Origin of the sequence: Parabacteroides sp. AF17-3, assembly GCF_003635445.1 — a bacterium.
Taxonomy (GTDB): domain Bacteria; phylum Bacteroidota; class Bacteroidia; order Bacteroidales; family Tannerellaceae; genus Parabacteroides; species Parabacteroides goldsteinii.
In genome coordinates this window covers 91,764-107,929 of record NZ_QTMM01000011.1, presented here as the reverse complement: position 1 = coordinate 107,929, position 16,166 = coordinate 91,764, and the positions used below count along the sequence as shown (strand labels likewise).

The following is a 16,166-nucleotide window of genomic DNA, read 5'->3' as shown; positions in this document are numbered from 1 at the left end:
AGTTGAAGGCATTACATCGATAACATAACAACAACAACGAAGCAAATGACACCATTTTTACAACAGATAGCCTCTTTATTTTATCAGCAATACGGAGGGGAGGTCAGCAGGCTGGCCTTTGTTTTCCCTAACCGCAGAACGGGATTGTTCTTTCAGAAATATCTTTCGGAAGTAGCTGACAAACCACTTTTCTCCCCGACAATCTTGACCATCAACGACTTGTTTGTGCAGTTGAGCGGTAAACAGACGGCCGACAGAATCAATATGCTGTTTATGCTGTATGATATTTATGTCCGGCATAGCGGTTCGACAGAAACTTTCGATGAGTTCCTGTACTGGGGAGAAATGTTATTGAACGATTTCGATGATGTCGATAAATACATGGCCGACGCCCGCATGCTGTTTACCAATGTAACGGACTTGCGGGAGATAGAAAATGATTTCAGCTTTCTGGATGCAGAGCAGATTGCCGCTATCCGTACTTTCTGGTCATCGTTCTATCCGAAAGGAGATTCTCCGAATCAGGAAGAGTTTCTTGCCGTGTGGAAAATCCTGTATACATTATACAATGACTTGCGTGACGCATTAGCCGCAGAAGGAAGAGGCTATGAAGGAATGATATTCCGCGAAGTAGTCGAACAGATGGAGCAGAACAACTGTTGTGACCTGCCTTATACGAAGGTTGTCTTTGTCGGACTAAATGCTTTGTCTGTGGCTGAGGAACGTTTTCTGATTCAGTTGCAGAAACGGGGCATTGCCGATTTCTATTGGGATTATGCTTCTGACAAGGTGACCGACCCGAACAACAAAGCCTCTTATTTTGTTGAGCGCAATCTCAAAAACTTCCCTTCTCAATATCCGCTTCCTGCCGAAGAGAAAGTAGATACGGAAATTGAAGTCATCGGTATTCCGTCCGGTATCGGCCAGGCGAAACAGGTCTATACCTTATTAAATGAACTATGCAAGGAGGATGAGATGTCACCCGAGGAAGCATTGCGTACAGCTATCATTCTGCCCGACGAACATTTGCTTATTCCGGTGCTGAACGCAATTCCTGAACAGATTCGCCGGATTAATGTGACGATGGGATACCCGTTGGCGGGTACGCCTGTCGCTTCGTTGATGGAATATATTCTTGCGTTGCAGAAAAACGTACGCTATGTAGACCGGCAACCGGTCTTTTATTTCCGGGATGTATTACCTATATTGAATCACCGGTATATCAGTTCGACCTGCCCGGAAATAGTGAATGTCCTGGTGAAAGATATTGCGGAAAATAACCGGATATATATTTCTGCCGCCGATTTGGGAAAGACTGATTTGTTGTCGGTCCTCTTTCTTCCGGTGACCGATGTGAATACATTTTCCGATTATCTTATTAATGTCTTGCAGGAGCTGAACAAGGTGATGCACGCCTTGTCGTCCGGCGAAGAAGAAGAGGATGCCACGCAACGGACCAATGACCTTGAGCAGGAATTTATCTTCCATTATTTTACGACTGTCAACCGGATGAAAGAAATTATGCAGGATGCCGGAATAGAAATGAAGATAGATACCTATTTCCGTCTGCTCAAGCGGGTAACCGATACGATTACCATTCCTTTCCGGGGAGAACCGTTGTCCGGTTTGCAAATTATGGGAGTACTTGAAACCCGTGCACTGGATTTCGACCGGCTGATTATCCTTTCCATGAATGAAGGGATTTTCCCGTTGCGTAAGGCGGCAAACTCATTTATCCCGTATAATCTGCGAAGAGGATTCGGTTTACCGACCTATGAACATCAGGACAGTGTCTGGGCCTACCATTTTTACCGTTTAATATATAGGGCGAGCCATGTCAGTTTACTCTATGATACCCGCAGTAATGGTTTACAGACTGGCGAAGTCAGCCGTTTTGTCCATCAATTGCATTATCACTACGAAGTGCCGTTGCAAAACAAACTGCTCGTATATAATGTATCGTCTGCCAAGACTCCGGCCTTGCAGGTGAAGAAGACGGACGAGGTGATGCAACGCTTGAATGCTTTCCACAAAGGGGGAAACCGGGCCATTTCCGCCAGTGCCGTCAATACGTATCTGGACTGTCCGTTGAAATTCTATTTCTCGGTAGTCGAAGGTATACAGGAGGAAGAAGAGGTTAGCGAAACGATTGAAAGTAACGTGTTCGGTAGCATCCTGCATAAGGTAATGGAAGAACTCTATATGCCTCTCTGTGGAAAAATAGTGACAGCCGACCTGCTGAAAGCAATTAAGAAAGATACGCCTGTCCTGACGGGTGCCATTGCCCGGGCATTTGCAGAAATTTTCTTTATGTCGGACGTCGTACGTCCTCTGACGGGGCAGAATTTTCTGATAGGTGAGATGATTCGGAAATATGTGGAGAAGATATTGGAACGTGACAGTAAACTGACGCCTTTCCGATATATTGAATCGGAACGGAAGATTAACCGTCTGTTTACGTTGGGTGACAACCGGACAGAGATTCAGTTGAAAGGTTTTATCGACCGTATTGACGAGGTGCGTGATGCGGTTCGTATTATCGACTATAAGAGTGGGAGCGGAACATCTGTTTTCACTTCGGTCGAAAGCTTGTTCGATAAGGAAGATAAAGACCGTGCCAAAGCCGTGATGCAGGTTTTCATGTATTCGTGGATGCTTGGAGCCGCTCCCGCAGGAAAGACGATTCAGCCGGGTATCTATTATATGCGTACGCTTTTCTCCGACTCGTTCGACGCCTCAGTCAGCAGACGCATTGAACGGACGAAAACGGAATCGGTAACAGATTTCTCGGCATATTCCGAAGCGTTTGAAGGAGAATTGCGCCGTTGTCTGGATGAGATATTCGGACGTGAAACACCGTTTACACAGACAACAACGGAAAAAGCCTGTGCCTGGTGTCCTTTCAAAGATATCTGTGGAAAATAGTACAGGTCAGAACAGAAAACCGAGTGAGAAACTCATCATGTTAGTCCGTTTGTCGATCGAGATGTTTCTTTCAATCGGGTTTTGCGAGGATTTGTCTTTGAAATCGGATTCGACTTTGTTGAGTCCGAATTCATAGGTGAATTCGAAAAAGAGCCTCCAGATGCTGACACCCAACCCTGTGGCAATACCCAACTCAAACGGAGTGCTGTCGTTGATGTATTCATTCGTGACCTCAGAGAAATGTGTCGTATAGCGTACCTTATAATTATACTTCACTTTAGGACCTACCATCATACTGAGGGCATACGGTCCTTCCTTGACAAGGTAATAGCCAATCATAACTGGCATTTCGAGTGAGGTGGTTTTTAATTGAAGCAGGTCTGTTTCCGGTGTATTGCTATCAGCTAAGTTGGACTCGGTATTTTGTGGCATGGAGAAAAGAATGTCTCCTTTCGTGTGATACCATGACAGGTCCGGCTGGATAAAGAAACGGTCGATATTGATTCTGCAAAAGACAGAAGCCTGATAGCCTACCTTATATTGCAGGCGGATATTCTCCGCTTTGACATCATCTATTGTAAGCGAATTAACGATTGGAAACGTAGAGTTGACACCAACCTTTGCTCCGAAGTTAAACGCTTTGTCCTCAATCTGTATAAATTTCTGCGCATTGGCTGATATACAGAGAAAAAACACAGGCAATAGAAGAAGTATCTTTTTCATACGTTTATTTTTTCTTTTTTACCGACCAGCCGAATTTACCGACAAATTCACCTAATCCATAATATTTCCCATGTGAATAAGCCAGCAGGTCGGCCCGTTGCATATCGAATGCTCCCGTTTGCGGGTCCAGGTATTTATCATCTGCCTGAACATTCAGGACATCGGCTATGAACATATCGTGGCTGCCTAAAGCAATCACTTCCTTGACCCGGCATTCAATGCAAAGAGGTGCTTCTTCGATAGTGGGACAGTTTACTAACGTGGCTTTACCCGGTGTCAGTCCCATTTCTTCAAACTTATGGTGCCCTTTACCTGAATTGACACCGCACCAGTCGGTTGCATAGGCCAGTTCGCGTGTTGTCAGGTTGATGACGAACTCCATATTCTTTTTCAGTATGGGATAGGAGTGACGTTCGGGACGTACGGATATATAACACATGGGTGGATTGGTACAGATTGTACCGACCCACGCCACCGTTATAATATTGTATTCTGAAGGTTCGCTGCCACAACTAACCATTACGGCGGGTAAAGGATAAATCATGGTACCGGGCTTCCAGTCTTGCTTCATAAAAACTTATTTAATAATAATATCTTCCTTATTGATTTTACGTTCACAATAACGACATTTGATTGTTCCCTTTTCTTTGTCTATTACTTCGAAACGGCTCGGCATCGGTTCGTTATTGGTGATACATTTCGGATTGTTACATTTAACCAATCCAACCAGTTCGTCCGGCAATGTAACTGTTTTCTTTTCCACAACTTCATAATCACGGATAATGTTCAGGATTACTTTGGGAGCAATCAGGGCGATACGGTTGATTTCGTCTTCTTCAAAAAACTTGTTGGATATTTTAATCACGCCTTTGCATCCCATTTTTTTACTTTGGAAATTGTTTCCGATCGTGATTGTGTTATCCATATTTTCAAGTCCCAACAATTTGGCCACTTTAAATAATTGGCTGGGGGGGATATGGTCGATAGCAGTTCCGTTCTCCAGAGCGGCAACCTGCAATTCTCTTTTCTTTTCTACTGACATGACTGATTAATCTTCAATTGATAAATTAAGAACTTCACAAATAATTGCCTGACGGGCGAACAATCCGTTGCGTGCCTGCTGGATGTAGTAGGCTTTCGGATTATCATCCACATCGTAAGCAATTTCGTTTACGCGGGGCAGGGGATGAAGGATACGAAGGTTTTCACGGCTTCCTTCGAGCATCTTATTACGCAGGATATACACATTCTTTACCCGTTCATATTCTTCCAGGTCGGTAAAGCGTTCGCGTTGTACGCGGGTCATGTAAAGAATATCGGACTGGTTGATAACATCTTCATCGAATGTCGTATGTTCGTAATATTTGATGCCGTGCTCGTCGCAGAAATTCTTGTATTCGTCCGGCATGCGAAGTTCGTCCGGAGCCACGAAATGAAAAGTTGGATTAAAATGTGACATGCCGACAATCAGCGAATGCACTGTCCGTCCGTATTTCAGGTCGCCCACCATGGTGATGTTCAGGTCGGTCAGTTTTCCCTGTGTCTTCTGAATGGAGTATAAATCGAGCATAGTCTGCGAGGGATGCTGATTGGCACCGTCGCCCGCATTGATGATAGGTATGTCCGTTACTTCGGATGCATAACGGGCAGCGCCTTCCAGATGATGTCTCATAATGATCAGGTCGACATAATTGCTGACCATCAGGATGGTATCTTTCAGCGTTTCCCCTTTGGAAGAACTGGTGGTAGAAGCATCCTGGAATCCGATCACTCGTCCGCCCAGGCGGTTGACAGCTGTTTCGAAGCTTAATCGCGTGCGTGTAGAGGGTTCAAAAAACAGGGTGGCAGCCACTTTGCCTTCCAGTAGCTTTCGGTTTGGATTTTCCTCAAACTTCCTGGCGTTATCCAGAATACGAAGAATGTCCTCTTTGGAACATTGATCGATAGAAACTAAACTTTTACTTTTCATTTTGTGTATAATCTGTCTTTCTTGCAAAAGTATAAAAAAAGCGGAGACTGAATAGCCTCCGCTTGTATTTATTTCAGATATTCTGCCAGCTTCGTCGGAAGGTAGAATGTATTGTTCTTATCTACATAAACTACAACCGAGTTGAGCCGGACTTCTTCCTGTCCTTTTTTACCGATTGTGACGATATTGCTGAACGGGGTGATGTTGATTTGTTTCTTTTTATTTTTCACGACCAGAGAGGGAGAGCCTTTCTCGTCTTTTGCCGGAATAATCTCACATTTATAGTCTTCAAAGACCTCTGTGTGAGGAGCGAAGTTCTCTTCTGTCAGTTCGTCCAGTTTGTCACGGTCCATGCCGAACAAGGCGCACAGATATGCGTTCAGTTCGATGTTGGTGTGCATACCGATGGGAAGGCTGGCTTTGTCCGGGTGGTAAGCTGCCAGGAAAACGTCTTCACCGGTGTGTCCGCCGGTTGTAAATCCGAAACAGGTTTTTGATGTAAGCAGCTTAGACATGAAAGAGGTCAGCGAACCGCTGTAGAGGGAGCCTTTCCCTTCGGTGGTACGTTCGCTTTCAGGAATCGGGCTGTTCTTGTAGTCTTTGCAATGGTTCAATGCGTCCAGTTCTTCCGGGCTCAGTTCGAAACCGGCATATTCGCGGAAGATGTTCTGTACTTCGGAGTTGGGTTCACTGTTTACTTTCTTGGCGAAACCTTCTGCCGTCAGTTTATAAAGAGAGAATTGGTGGAACAGTTGATCTTTTGTAAGTTTATCATAACCTCCGCAAGAATAACGGCCGATGCTGATACCGCTGTTTCCGTGGTCGGGAACCATGATAACGGCTGTTTCTCCGTTCTGACGGGCAAATTCAAGTGCAGCACCACAGGCACGGTCGTAAGCCAGCATATCTGTTGCCATACCGACAGGGTCGTTTGCATGGGCGGCCCAGTCTACTTTACTGCCTTCTACCATCAGGAAGAAACCTTCCGGGTTTTTAGACAGTTTCTCGATTGCGATACGTGTCATTTCTTCGAGGTCCGGTTGCTGGGCCGGGTCGCGGTCGATGTCGTAAGCCATTTCGCGGTCACCGAATAAAGCCCACATATTGTTACCGCTGTAGTTACGCATACCGCTGATGTCGTTTTTAAACACACCATATCCGTTACCTTTCAGATAAGCTTCGCTTTCTTCCGGAAGAAGAGATGCGCCACCACCGATTACAACATTCAGGTCGTTGTGAGCCATCTGCGGAGCAATCCATTCATATTTACCGCGGTTGTAGCTGTGGGCAGAGCAGTCTGCCGGTGTTGCATGCGGAAATTCGCAGGTGAAAACAAGACCGGTCGATTTGCCCTGTGTCATCTTAGCAGCTTCCAAAACGGTGGTAAGCGGCTGGAAAGCGCGTTCGGGGTCGGTCGGGTAGATATCATTGTCTCCGTCGTGTTCCGGATAAGTGGAAACATAACCGGTACGGCTCGGATAGCCGGTCATATAGCAGGAAGTTGTCGGAGCGGAATCTCCGATAGGGGCATTTGAAGAGTGCGTACGCACGGTTCCGCACAGATACGGGTCCAGGTTCAGGTTGGGTTTGTCGGGGTTTGTGTACCATTGCAACCAGCGTGCCATAGAAACGGTAGCCAGTGAAGTTCCGTCCGGTATCAGAAGAATAACATTCTTGACCGGTTTTACGTTTTCTACATCCGCAGCTTTTGCCGGCATGATGATGATTGCCAGTAGAAGCAGAAAAGTAATCGTCTTTTTCATGTGCTTGTATGTTTATAAATTAATGTAATTGAATGATCTCTTCTTCGAAAAGTGTCAGTTTTTCCAATCCTGTTTCTGTCACCAGGAAACTGTTTTCAATGCCGACGGCTCCCACGCCCGGAATAACGAATTTGGGTTCGAGGGCAAATACCATATTCGGTTGCAGTTCTTCTTTGGAGCGGGGCGTCAGTACCGGAAGTTCGTTGATTTGGATACCTATGCCGTGTCCTACGAATTTGGCCTGTTGCTTGGTTCCCATGAAGTTGGCTGCCAGCCCCTCTTTTTCGGCAATGCCGGCAGCAATAGTATACAGTTCCGAACAAACGACACCCGGACGGGCTGTGTTTTCGATTTCATTTTGTATTGTCAGGGCTACCTGGTGGGCACGGTAGGCTTCTTCGGTCAGTTTACCGACAGAGAATACGCGGGTCATGTCTGTCATATAAGATGTATAGTTCCCGGCCATATCGACCATGATAGCCGTACCTTCTTTCAGGACCGTGCCGTTGGCTCCGAGCGGACAGGAGGCATCCATGCCACCGCCACCCAGGGCGAAGTCGAAAGGAGAGGGAGCTTCGGCGTTTTCTCCGGCCAGGATGCTTCCCATAAAGATATCCATATTAGCACCGAATGCACGGAATAACCCGATGGAACCGTTCTGGCGCATACGTTTTTCGATTTCGTACTGAAATTCGAGGTCGGTCATTCCCGGACGGAAACATTCCGGAACTTCAGCGTATGTCTTGGCATGTTTTGCCGCCGAGATACGAAACTGGGCAATTTCCCATGGTGTTTTGATTTCACGCAAGGTCCGCATCAATGTAGTTGCATTGCCGGTTTCTTTGGGATTGAAAATCGATTGCAGACGGATATAATCGTTGTATGTCAGCTCATCGGCTTCAAGAAGCAGCTTCTCCGGCATTTTTATTCCGCGGGCAGCGAATATCTCGGCTATTTGCTCCGGTTTGCGGATATATTCGATTTGGTCGTTGCTTAATCCGTTAGGGCGTTTGACGAAGAACCAGGGCGTGCCTTCTACGGGCAGATAAAAATATCCGCTATACACACGTCCGGTTGTATAATACAGGTTTACATCTACACTTAGCAGGCATGCATCCGCATTTATCTTTCGCATTGCCTGTTGCATACGACCCCATTTCAATTGCAGGTCGCCGGTCAATTCTTTTTGTATCATCTCCAACTTTTATTTTTATGTGGCATCAAAGATATTAAATTATTGCCGGGAAAAAGCAGGATGGGATATTAAATGTTGATTAAGAAATAGAAATCCACTTCTCCAGATTGCGTTCTTTTGCGCTGAAATTGGCACCGACCTTGACCAATTGTCTACCGTCGGTAGTGTAGGGGATCAGGTAGCCTTTGTCATCGATTTGGGCAAGGGCTTCTTCGGCCGTTCCTTCCAGTTTGAACTCGAAGACATAGATATAGTCAGGTGTTTTTACAACCGCATCGGCACGTCCTTTGCAACTGCGTACTTCTGCTTCGGTGAATTGGCCCATAAGCCGGAAAACGAGATAGAAAATCACTTGGTAATGCCGCTCCGTCTTGTCATTCAATTCGTAAGGAATACCGGCAAAGAAGGCCCGAAGGCGCGTCATAAAGGCGTTCACATCACCAGACTCCAATTCATTGACAAACTTACCTATATAAAAAGCACTGTCTTTGGCTGGAACGGATGAATAAAACGGAGTTATAAAGTTTAGGAAACCATACTTTACTTCGTCGTTGGGGAAGCCTAACGTATAAAGCCTGAAACGCTTGTCATACCCTTTAATGGTCAGATATCCGCTCTGGTAGATCACCGGAATGGGGCGTGATGCGTCGGCGCGATAATCGGCAAATGAGTTGACATCCAGTTGCATGCCTTCCAGATTGCGCAGGTCATAATCCGTTTTTTTGAGAAGCTCTATCAGGAAAGTAGGGGTTCCCGTCTTGAACCAGTAATCGTCGAAGGTTGCGTCGCTTAATACATTCAGAACACTGAATGGATTGAAAATACCCTCTTCACCGTACATAAAATGATAGCCATCGTATTGGCGGGTCATCGTTTCACGTACTTCATCCGGCGATAGATCGTTTCTTTCACCCAGTAGTTGCAATTCAGGTTGGAAATTATCGGCAATCTCTTGCCAGGTGAGGCCGCACAACGTATTATAATGCGGATCCATGCTGATATCCTTTAGTTGGTTCAGATCACTGAACACACTGACTTGTCCAAACTTGGTAACACCTGTCAGGAGATAGAACTTCAGATACTGGTCGGCACTTTTCAGCACACCATAGAAGGCTTTCAGGGTCTCCTTGTAGGCTTGGTGCAACTCCTTATCTTGCAAAGATTGGAGCAGCGGCTTGTCATATTCATCGACGAGTACGACGACGGGATGACCTGTTAGCTCGGCTGCACGTTGTATTTGATACATAAACCGTTCTTCCGGTGCCCGGTCTTGCTTTTCTGTGCCATAGAGCTTTTCCCACGATTCGAGATACTGGTTTAAAATAGCATCCAGATCCTGTGGGGTACTATATTTCCGGGCATTTAAATCCAAATGCAGCACCGGATAAGTCAGCCATTCTTCCTCCAGTTCTTCAATCGCTAACCCTTTGAATAATTCTTTCTGTCCACGGAAATAAGCTTCGAGTGTAGAAAGCAGGAGGCTTTTGCCAAAACGTCGCGGACGGCTCAGAAAGAACGGTTTCCCGCTATTCGTTAATTCGTAAACGAGTGCTGTCTTGTCTACATACAGATAGTTATCTTGTCGCAGCGATTTGAAACTTTGTATACCTATCGGAAATTTACGTCTGATTGTTTTTGCCATAATCACTTTGTTTTTACCTGTTTGAAAAGGTGGTACAAATATAGCGAAATCCTTATCAATCTCATTATATTAAAGAATGCTTTTCATTGTTTTTTACCCCTTTGGATTTAAGGGGATAAATCTAACTTTTATTCAGTTTCTTCAGCAGGAACTTACCCGGCTTGAATTTGACGCTTGTGCGGGGAGCGATTATACATTGTTTGCCGGTACGGGGATTTCTGCCTTCACGTTGGGTTTGTTGCCAGAGGGTGAAGACGCCGAAACCCTGAAAAGTGATCGTGTCGCCTTTTTCCAGAGAGGAGGAGAGAATGTCCAGACATGTTTCGATAATTTTCTTGATGAGTCCTGGGTTAATTCAAGACGCGAAGCGAGTTTGTTTCTGAATTCTGCTTTGTTCATGTTTTGTGAGATTGATAGTTGTTAATGGAATGATAAAGATAATAAATGGGAGAGGGCAGCCGACAGTACTCTCTCCGTGTTATGGTTTAAGGAATAGCCGTTGGTACGGATGTCTCCACATCGATCGTCATATCACCTCCGTTCGGAATGTTGTTGGTCAATACAATCTTTCCGTTGGTGATGGCCTCTGTCAGGTTGGTTCCGCCAACGATGGAAACAGTTACGACCGTTGTATAATCGCCGGGAGTACCAGTTGCCGGTGCTGCGGCCACTTTGAGCCACGAAGAAGTTTCGCCGATGGTGATGCCTGCCTGCGATTTTACAGAGTGTGTAAATTTGCTTTTGGGTGTAGCATCGGTTATTGTCACTTTCGTATTGCTTGCATCAGTGGCCTCAGTGAGAATGTTTGTTCCCGTTGTACTTTGGATATCACTTGTTGTTAAAGCTGTGATAGCCGGAGATTTCAGGGCAACCGTGATCTCAGTGGTCGCACCGTCGCCGGTCGTGAATACCAGTTTCGGAGTTGTGCTTAGCGGCAACGACTGGGCTGTCGGCAACGTGATCTTATGTTCACTGTTCGTGCCGTTTGACAATCTCAGGAAGCCGGCATCCGATTTAGCCTCTAATGTTGCCAATATGTCCGTAGAAAGCAAAATAGACTGTCCTTCTGCATTATATAACGTAACTTCTTTTGAAGTTAAAGCATTCAAACCAGTATCGTTCACACTTTTGCTGACAGTAGCCGCTACCGGAACAGATGTAATGACTTCCACCTTGATAGTCTTTGTCGGGTCCAGTTTGTTCTTGATTGTGAACTCTCCGTCCGTTTTGCCGGTGGCCTGCATGCCAGTCGCATCGGTGATGGTGCCGGTGATAGTCGTTACCTTCTGACCTTTGTTTTCGATGGTGTAGTCGTTTACCGACAGCCAATACAGTTTGACGAAGAGGCCTTTTTTCAGTTTCAGCAGACCGGTAGTGATGGCGCTGTCGTCAGCATCGTTGTTCAGGTTAAAACTGTAGGTATCTACACCCGGAAGTGTCACTGTGGAGGCATCGTCTCTGTAATAATGAATTTCCTGCAGAGTGTAAGGATCATTTTCTTTTTTGGCTCCGAATACATAGACGTCGAGCGTACGGATATAATTTTCCTCTTCAGTCGCTATCGGTTCTTCAGCAGCTTTTGTACCTGTTTTTTGCAGGACAAGGCTGTTTTTTATGTTCAGAAGCACTTCTTTACGACCGGAAGTGTCGTCTGTACTGCTTCCGTCGATAGGAGTGTTTCCGTTTATCTCATTTTCTTCCGTGCAGGAAGCAAAGAGGAATGCTCCGGCAGCGAAGAGAGATAATAGATGTTTTATGTTCATAATCTTTATTTTTAATTATTATTCCGGTTTGCCACCGGACGGGCCTTCATTTCTTTTGGCTTGATTCAAAAGAAACGAAGCAAAGAAAAGATCAAGGCAGCACCGGCTTCGCTGCTCCGGTGAAAGACTACGCTGTCGTCTGTGAACTCGCTGCGCTCAAACAGCACAGTCTCCGGACGCTTCGTCTTCCACCTTCGCTTAACACTCACCCGCTGAGGCCGGGGCTATCCTGAACCGCCGGTTCTCTCTCTGATGCAGGCCTTTTTGGCTCTTAAGTAACACCCCTTTTTTAGTTCCAGAAGTGACTTTGGTAGGGTGTGTTATCTTAAGGTGCTGCAACTTCTTTACTGATATTGATTGTTACATCTTCATCCTTCACTGCGTTATGGACAGTGATAGAGATAGTGGATGTATCTGCAACATCGGCTGTACCTAATAAAATGACTGTTGCAGAGCCTGCTCCCCCGATAGAAGCCGGAGAAACATCGAAGCTGGTCCACTTTCCGGTCACATCGGGATAAGTGATTGTCGATCCTTTATGGCCGATGATTTTGAATGAGGCGTCTGTGTATCTCTTGAAATCGCTTGGGACCGTAATATTGAGGTCGCAGACAGTCGGTGTTACCGCACCGGTTGCTAATGCTTCCACAGTTATTTCCGGGCTGGCCCATGTAATTGTCAGTTTCGCTTTACGGTCGGTACTGTTATTGGTAGCGTATGCTCCGTCGTTATGGGCAATCAGTTCCGTGGTAGCAGCTGTTAACTGGTCCGCGTCGGTTACCTTGATCGTATATTCTTTGGTCTCTCCGATCTTATCGACTTTCAATCCGTTTACGGCTTCGAACGAGGCAGCTTCCGAGCAACTCTTCGTTACGGTAATCGCACTGTTGTTGAATTTATACATACTGATCATTGCAGCCGTAGGATCGTCGAAGGAAGCATCCGCGGCGAAGTCGGTGTTGTACGTGCTCCAACTAGCCGTTGTTGTTCCGGCATTGTATTTCGGTTTACTGAAATCTTTGTGGATAGTAATATCCAGACCCGGAGCGTTGATACCTTTGGACGATTCCGTCAGCTTATTGGTGAAAGTCAGCTTGAAATCGTCTGTGCCGGATGGATTGTCCCCTTTTTTGGTTAGAGTGTATTCGATATATCTGTCGCTGGCATTCCATGCATGGCTTTCCGAGATTGTTAACCAGTCGCAGTTCAGTCCGTTTACAGTGAGGTTTTCGGGAGCATTGATCCTGAATGTGTAGCTGTTCAAGGCATCGAGGTCGATTTTCAATGTTCCGGTTGTCGGATACGGTGTTTCCACTCCTTCAACCCAGTCACCTACATTATCAGTGTCTGTGATTTCCTTGAATTTCAGACTCGGGTCTGCTTTCGTAATTGCCAAAGTCGTTGTCTTGTCCGGGTTGCCGGCATTCTTGAATACCATGTTACCTCCGGCTGCTGTTGTTTGATCGCTTACGGAAATCTTATATGTATGAACAAATCCGTTTGTTGTGATTTCTTCGGCTTTGTATCCGGTCAGGGTACCTGCTTCGACGCCTTCGATACTGGTGATGTCGAATGTGACGTAACTGCCGTTTACGGTATAGAGGCTGGTTGTCGGAGTTTTAGGAACGTCTACACTGATCGTGTTCCCCAGCGAATTGCCTTCTTTGGCTGCTGCGAACGACGGAACGGCTTTTGGTCCGAAGAAATTGACTGTTGTCCACAAGGCCGGGTCGTAAGAAGCGGTTTCGTTGATGAAATGTACGGCAACAGGTTGTTGGCCGATCGACTGGTCGTATTGGAACTGGAATTTGGTGTACCATACCCCGTCGCGTTCTTCGGAATTGCTTGTCGAGATATTCAGCCAGTCTGTTTCGCCGGCTTTGGTCATAACTTCCTTTTCGCAGCGTACTTTTCCGGTTGCGGCAATTTCGAGAATGAACGAACCTTTTCCGTCTGCATCACCGGTAACTTCGAAATCATAGGTGGATGCTTCGGGATTGGCGGCATTCAGGTCTTTCGGTTTGTCCCCTTCGACGAAAGACTTGGCGGTATCGAATACCGGTGCGTCGTTGTCGGGACGGATGGTGATACCGCCGCCGGAGGTCCAGTCAACTACTTCGAAGCTGCCGAATACGTTGCTCAGTGTCACATCGGTGATACGCAGGCAGTAGCGGTTGTTGGCTTTGATAGAGATATATTCGCCTTTATCGGCCCCTTCCGGGGTACGCACGATAGGTACGTGGTAGGTGACTTCTACCTGGTCGGAGTTCACCGGGCTCTTGTAGGTACCTTCCAGAATAAGATAACTTTCGTCGGTCGGCAGGGTCGGGTAGATATAGATCGAGCTTTCGGTGATCCCCTGGTTGGCACCGTTGAGTTTCTCGAAATCTATCGGTTCATACTTTTGTGCAATCAGGTCGGAGGTAGCGAGATTCTCTTTGGCTACGGCTGTGATCTGCGAAGCATCCCACAGCGGGGCCGTTTTACGTCCTTGCGCCAGTGTCACCTTTTTGATGGTTAGGTTCGACTTCGAGGTGGTATTGTCGATGTCGAAACGGGCAACCACGCGTGTCAGGTCGATATTGACTTTCGACACGTTGCCGCTGATTTTTGTTTTTCCCTGTCCGGTCATCAGCAACGGGGTGGAGATCACGCCGTTGGCATCGGCTCCGAGGACTGCGGTAAAGCTCTTGAGAAAGTCTTCTTCCGTAGTTCCCGGGGTGACGGTAAATGTGCCGTCTCCGTTGTCGGCGGTCGTTACGGCAGTGAGGGTAGACAGGATTTCGGTTGTACCGTTTTCCTGATAAAATTTGCCATCCGTCGTTTTTGAAGCTGTAGCACCGTCGGATGCCAGTACGCCTCCTGCACCATTGTTGGCGATACAGAATAGCTTGATGTAAGGTACTCCGCCCAACTCGTTTGGATAGAGGGATGCCTTCCAGCCTGTGCCGGTTTCCGTCTTCTTGAAGTTGGTTTTCGGTTTGCCGGTGGCTCCATCCACATCTTCCGGATTGTAGGCTGCATCTCCGTCCTTCCATGTTTCCAGATAGTAATACGGACCATTTTCGGCAGCAGACGCAAACAGATAAATCTGCAAGTCGTCTATCCGGTTTTCTTTGGCGCTGGCAATCGCTTTCGTTTTTTCGTACGATTGGCTTTCGCCGGTTCCGCTGAAGACGATCTGCAACTCGGAACGTCCGGCGATACCACTGGTGCCATTTCCGTTTGCTTCATCGTCTGAACAGCTCGGTCCCAATCCTGCGAGGGCGAGGAGCAACATTAAACTTTTTACGTTCATGTTCGTTTGTTTTAAATTAAACATATTGTTAGTTGAAAAATTGATATTTGTCTGTTTTTGGGAAGTGTCTCTTCCCGGTTTTATTCGATTTCCGGACGGTCGCTACCGCCGCCACCGTCACCTACATGCACATCGACAGATACTTCACGGGGTTCTTTCAGCAGATGTTTGCTGGTACCGAATTGCGTGCGTACAGTGAGCAGGTAGTCACCGTCAGCCAGGTCGGCGGGGATCAGGAGCGTGAGTTCCGAAGGGTTGTTTTTTGTGATCATGTCGTCGTCGAGTTTCACTACGGCTTTTGTCGTCGTGTTGGTCAGGGTGACGCCTACCGACTCGTTTTCACCGAGCACCTTCAGGTTGGCACCGCGCACGAAGAAGTTGCGTCCCGGTGTCATGGTCCCGTCTTTCAGGCCGGTCTTGCGGTCTTCCGTTCCGAGAATGTACATCACATCTGATTTCGTGCCCAGGATACTGATCGTTGTCAGGGCGATCTCTTCGCGCATCACTTTGTCTTGCGTGAAAGCCACATAGATACTGTTGCTTTCCGGGTTCCATCTGCCGTCTCCTGCCAGTCCCAGCAGGCGGGGCACGGCATAGAACAGTCCTGTGTTGAGTTGCCATCCGTTCATCAGCAGGCGGGCACAGACGCGTTGGAAGAGGGTAACCGAGTGCACGATTGTTTCGAGACGCAGTCCGGTGTCTTCGGCACGCATTTCTTCATAGATCTTGTTGATGTCGGCTTAGCCGGTGGTTTCGAGTACAAAGATCTTGTCTTTGGGGTCGGGTGTCACCGAGTTGGGTGCCATCCATACTTTCAGCGTATTTGCCATTTCGTTAAAAAATTGTGGTCCGGTGCCTGTCAGGACGCCTCGCCGGTTAATACTAGTG

Annotated in this window: 11 protein-coding genes and 1 pseudogene; 1 reads left to right on the top strand and 11 read right to left on the bottom strand. The window is 46.9% G+C overall.

What is annotated here, in order from left to right:
• Positions 1 to 45: 45 nt before the first annotated feature.
• Positions 46 to 2,925 carry a PD-(D/E)XK nuclease family protein gene (locus DWW91_RS15520; RefSeq protein ID WP_122328264.1) on the top strand — a complete coding sequence of 960 codons (2,880 nt, stop codon included), beginning with the start codon at positions 46 to 48 and terminating at the stop codon, positions 2,923 to 2,925.
• A 6-nt stretch (positions 2,926 to 2,931) separates the two neighbouring features.
• Here DWW91_RS15520 and DWW91_RS15515 read toward each other — a convergent pair whose 3' ends face one another.
• The 11 genes and pseudogenes from DWW91_RS15515 to DWW91_RS15465 form a co-directional block, all read right to left on the bottom strand.
• Positions 2,932 to 3,648 (bottom strand): porin family protein, encoded by a 717-nt coding sequence (locus DWW91_RS15515; RefSeq protein ID WP_007659285.1) that lies wholly within the window; start codon positions 3,646 to 3,648, stop codon positions 2,932 to 2,934.
• Between the two features lie 4 nt (positions 3,649 to 3,652).
• Positions 3,653 to 4,219 carry a flavin reductase family protein gene (locus DWW91_RS15510; RefSeq protein WP_007659287.1) on the bottom strand — a complete coding sequence of 189 codons (567 nt, stop codon included), beginning with the start codon at positions 4,217 to 4,219 and terminating at the stop codon, positions 3,653 to 3,655.
• A gap of 6 nt (positions 4,220 to 4,225) precedes the next feature.
• On the bottom strand, positions 4,226 to 4,690 hold the full coding sequence (gene pyrI / locus DWW91_RS15505) for an aspartate carbamoyltransferase regulatory subunit (RefSeq protein ID WP_007659289.1): 465 nt from the start codon (positions 4,688 to 4,690) through the stop codon (positions 4,226 to 4,228).
• A 6-nt stretch (positions 4,691 to 4,696) separates the two neighbouring features.
• Positions 4,697 to 5,617, bottom strand: a complete 921-nt coding sequence (gene pyrB / locus DWW91_RS15500; RefSeq protein WP_007659291.1) for an aspartate carbamoyltransferase — start codon at positions 5,615 to 5,617, stop codon at positions 4,697 to 4,699.
• A 68-nt stretch (positions 5,618 to 5,685) separates the two neighbouring features.
• On the bottom strand, positions 5,686 to 7,380 hold the full coding sequence (locus DWW91_RS15495) for an alkaline phosphatase (protein ID WP_007659293.1): 1,695 nt from the start codon (positions 7,378 to 7,380) through the stop codon (positions 5,686 to 5,688).
• A 19-nt stretch (positions 7,381 to 7,399) separates the two neighbouring features.
• A complete protein-coding gene (locus tag DWW91_RS15490) occupies positions 7,400 to 8,575 on the bottom strand; it encodes a Xaa-Pro peptidase family protein (protein ID WP_007659295.1) in 1,176 nt (391 codons plus the stop codon).
• A gap of 79 nt (positions 8,576 to 8,654) precedes the next feature.
• Positions 8,655 to 10,217 (bottom strand): ATP-binding protein, encoded by a 1,563-nt coding sequence (locus DWW91_RS15485; protein ID WP_122328263.1) that lies wholly within the window; start codon positions 10,215 to 10,217, stop codon positions 8,655 to 8,657.
• Positions 10,218 to 10,338: 121 nt separating this feature from the next.
• Positions 10,339 to 10,512 (bottom strand): HU family DNA-binding protein, encoded by a 174-nt coding sequence (locus DWW91_RS28110; RefSeq protein ID WP_233584505.1) that lies wholly within the window; start codon positions 10,510 to 10,512, stop codon positions 10,339 to 10,341.
• 190 nt (positions 10,513 to 10,702) lie between these two features.
• On the bottom strand, positions 10,703 to 11,980 hold the full coding sequence (locus DWW91_RS15475) for a hypothetical protein (RefSeq protein WP_122328262.1): 1,278 nt from the start codon (positions 11,978 to 11,980) through the stop codon (positions 10,703 to 10,705).
• Positions 11,981 to 12,305: 325 nt separating this feature from the next.
• Entirely contained in the window at positions 12,306 to 15,278 is a 2,973-nt protein-coding gene (locus tag DWW91_RS15470) for a hypothetical protein (protein WP_122328261.1), read from the bottom strand.
• An 80-nt stretch (positions 15,279 to 15,358) separates the two neighbouring features.
• Positions 15,359 to 16,108, bottom strand: a pseudogene (locus tag DWW91_RS15465) (DUF4469 domain-containing protein).
• Positions 16,109 to 16,166: the final 58 nt, after the last annotated feature.

Excerpts from the sequence above, each read along its gene's own strand:
- DWW91_RS15520 (WP_122328264.1), top strand. The coding sequence starts at position 46 with ATGACACCATTTTTACAACAGATAGCCTCTTTATTTTATCAGCAATAC.
- DWW91_RS15515 (WP_007659285.1), bottom strand. The coding sequence starts at position 3,648 with ATGAAAAAGATACTTCTTCTATTGCCTGTGTTTTTTCTCTGTATATCA.
- DWW91_RS15510 (WP_007659287.1), bottom strand. The coding sequence starts at position 4,219 with ATGAAGCAAGACTGGAAGCCCGGTACCATGATTTATCCTTTACCCGCC.
- pyrI (WP_007659289.1), bottom strand. The coding sequence starts at position 4,690 with ATGTCAGTAGAAAAGAAAAGAGAATTGCAGGTTGCCGCTCTGGAGAAC.
- pyrB (WP_007659291.1), bottom strand. The coding sequence starts at position 5,617 with ATGAAAAGTAAAAGTTTAGTTTCTATCGATCAATGTTCCAAAGAGGAC.
- DWW91_RS15495 (WP_007659293.1), bottom strand. The coding sequence starts at position 7,380 with ATGAAAAAGACGATTACTTTTCTGCTTCTACTGGCAATCATCATCATG.
- DWW91_RS15490 (WP_007659295.1), bottom strand. The coding sequence starts at position 8,575 with ATGATACAAAAAGAATTGACCGGCGACCTGCAATTGAAATGGGGTCGT.
- DWW91_RS15485 (WP_122328263.1), bottom strand. The coding sequence starts at position 10,217 with ATGGCAAAAACAATCAGACGTAAATTTCCGATAGGTATACAAAGTTTC.
- DWW91_RS15475 (WP_122328262.1), bottom strand. The coding sequence starts at position 11,980 with ATGAACATAAAACATCTATTATCTCTCTTCGCTGCCGGAGCATTCCTC.
- DWW91_RS15470 (WP_122328261.1), bottom strand. The coding sequence starts at position 15,278 with ATGAACGTAAAAAGTTTAATGTTGCTCCTCGCCCTCGCAGGATTGGGA.